At 57.0% G+C, this 2,611-nt stretch carries 2 protein-coding genes; both read left to right on the forward strand.

What is annotated here, in order from left to right; genetic code table 11:
- On the forward strand, positions 1-504 hold a 504-nt coding region (locus HHJ19_RS06875), incomplete at its 5' end, for an MFS transporter (RefSeq protein WP_296905273.1).
- Entirely contained in the window at positions 501-2,354 is a 1,854-nt protein-coding gene (gene lpdA, locus HHJ19_RS06880) for a dihydrolipoyl dehydrogenase (protein ID WP_296905275.1), read from the forward strand. The genes HHJ19_RS06875 and lpdA, both read left to right, overlap by 4 nt.
- The last annotated feature ends 257 nt before the right edge of the window (positions 2,355-2,611 follow it).

Genomic DNA, 2,611 nt, shown 5'->3' on the forward strand with positions numbered 1-2,611 from the left:
CAGCGTTTCGAGGTCAATAGCAAGATTTTCAAGGTCGATACCCCGGCGGGTACGAGCTACGTTGGCATGGCCGGCACGGTGGCGCACTTTCCCGTGTTGCGCAAGGCCATGGCAGCGCTGCCGAAGGAATTGCTCAAGCTCGACACCAAGGACGAGGTATTCGATACCTTCGTCAAGCTCCATCCCTTACTGAAAGAAACTTTTTTCCTGCAGACCAAGGAAGACGACAACGACCCTTACGAGTCCAGCCAGTTCACAGTGGTGATTGCCAACGCGAGCGGGATTTATGGTCTCTACAGCTACCGCGAAGTGTTTGAGTTCAATGAATTTTGGGGCATAGGCTCGGGCCGCAGCTTTGCGCTAGGCGCAATGCATGCCAGCTGGGACAAGGCCAAAACGGCTCGTGAAGTTGCGCTGGCCGGCATGAACGCCGGCTGTGAGTTTGACAAAAATTCTGGCGGGCCGATTGATGTATTTACCCTCAAATTGAAAGCCTCCCAATGAGTGCAGCTACAAGTCTGATTGAAATCAAGGTGCCGGACATTGGCGACTTTGACGAAGTGACCGTGATCGAAGTGCTGGTCAAGGCCGGCGACACCATCAAGGCCGAGCAGAGCCTGATTACCGTCGAAAGCGACAAGGCATCGATGGAAATCCCGTCGTCTCAGGGGGGCGTGGTCAAGGAAATCAAGGTCAAGCTGGGCGACAAAGTCAAGCAGGGTTCGGCAGTCCTGACGCTGGAGGCTTCGGGCGCGGCTCTGGCTGCGGATAAGGAGAAAAAAGAGGTTGTAGTCCAGATAACACCGGCACAAACTGCTATTAAAAAAGTAGCAGAAGCTGCGCCTGCCGCTGTTGCCAGCTTTAGCGGCTCGGCCGATCTTGAATGTGACCTGCTGGTATTGGGCGCCGGTCCTGGCGGCTACTCCGCTGCTTTCCGGGCGGCCGACCTGGGTCTGAAGGTTGTATTGGTCGAGCGTTACGCCGCGCTGGGTGGCGTCTGTCTGAATGTCGGCTGCATCCCTTCCAAGGCGTTGCTTCATGTGGCCGCTGTGATGGATGAGGTCAGCCACATGGCAGCCGTGGGCGTGGAATTCGGCGCACCCCATATCAACATCGAGATGCTGCGCGGTCACAAGGAAAAGGTTGTGGGCAAGCTGACCGGCGGCCTTGCCGCCATGGCCAGGATGCGCAAAGTCACGACGGTGCGAGGCTACGGGGCCTTCGTTGGCGCCAACCATCTGGAGGTTGAAGAAACCAGCGGCAATTCGCAGGAAAAAACCGGTAACAAGCAGACTATTGCCTTCAAGAAGTGCATTATTGCCGCCGGTTCGCAAGCCGTTTGTCTGCCCTTCATGCCCGAAGATTCGCGCGTGGTCGACAGCACGGGCGCGCTGGAGTTGAAGGAAGTTCCCAAGCGCATGCTGATTCTGGGTGGAGGCATCATTGGCCTGGAAATGGGCACGGTATACAGCACGCTGGGCGCACGCCTGGACGTGGTGGAAATGCTGGATGGACTGATGCCGGGTGCTGATAGAGACCTGGTCAAGGTGTGGCAGAAGATGAACGCACCGCGTTTTGACAACATCATGCTCAAAACCAAGACTGTCGGAGCCAAGGCCACGCCAGCCGGTATTGAAGTCACGTTTGAAAACTCCGAGCCGGGTGGCGCTGCTCCCCTACCTCAAACCTACGACCTGGTGTTGCAAGCCGTGGGCCGCAGCCCCAACGGCAAAAAGATTGCCGCTGACAAGGCGGGCGTGAGTGTGACCGACCGGGGCTTCATCCCCGTGGACATCCAGATGCGTACCAATGTGTCGCACATTTTTGCCATTGGTGACATTGTCGGCCAGCCCATGCTCGCGCACAAGGCGGTACACGAGGGGCATGTGGCGGCTGAAGTGATTGCCGGGGAATTGCAGGACAACAAGGAACTGGCCAGCGCCGCCTTCAACGCCCGCGTGATCCCGAGTGTTGCTTATACCGACCCGGAGGTGGCATGGGTCGGCCTGACCGAAGATCAGGCCAAGGCGGAAGGCATCAAGGTCAAGAAGGGCATGTTCCCTTGGTCGGCTTCGGGTCGAGCGATTGCCAACGGTCGTGACGAAGGTTTTACCAAGTTGCTGTTTGCCGACAGCCCGGAAGCGCACGGTCATGGCAAGATCTTGGGCGGTGGCATGGTTGGCACGCATGCGGGAGACATGATTGGCGAAATCATTCTTGCCATCGAAATGGGTGCTGACGCGGTGGACATTGGCAAGACCATCCATCCGCATCCGACGCTCGGCGAGAGCATCGGCATGGCGGCGGAAGCTGCGCATGGCTCATGCACTGATTTACCCCCCCAGCGTAAGTAGTCGCTGACGAATCAAGACCGCGCATCAAAGCCCGAACCCTTACGGTTTCGGGCTTTTTGTTTTTTGTAGTGCGTGCAAGTCACCGGATCGAAACTCAGCAGCCGCATACCCAGATTTCATTTTAAGCATTTTTAGGTTTTTCTCCAGGATGCTGGTAGCGGGCTCACAAACGGTGCTATGATTTGCGGCTCTGCTGAAGACAATGCAGCTCATCCGCAAGGCGAGCGACGAGTCGGAAAGCAAAAAAAGTCAAATGA

Source organism: Polaromonas sp. (genome assembly GCF_012927415.1).
Lineage (GTDB): Bacteria > Pseudomonadota > Gammaproteobacteria > Burkholderiales > Burkholderiaceae_C > Polaromonas.

Bases quoted from the DNA above. Each gene is read 5' to 3' on its own strand.
- lpdA (WP_296905275.1), top strand. From the start codon at position 501: ATGAGTGCAGCTACAAGTCTGATTGAAATCAAGGTGCCGGACATTGGC.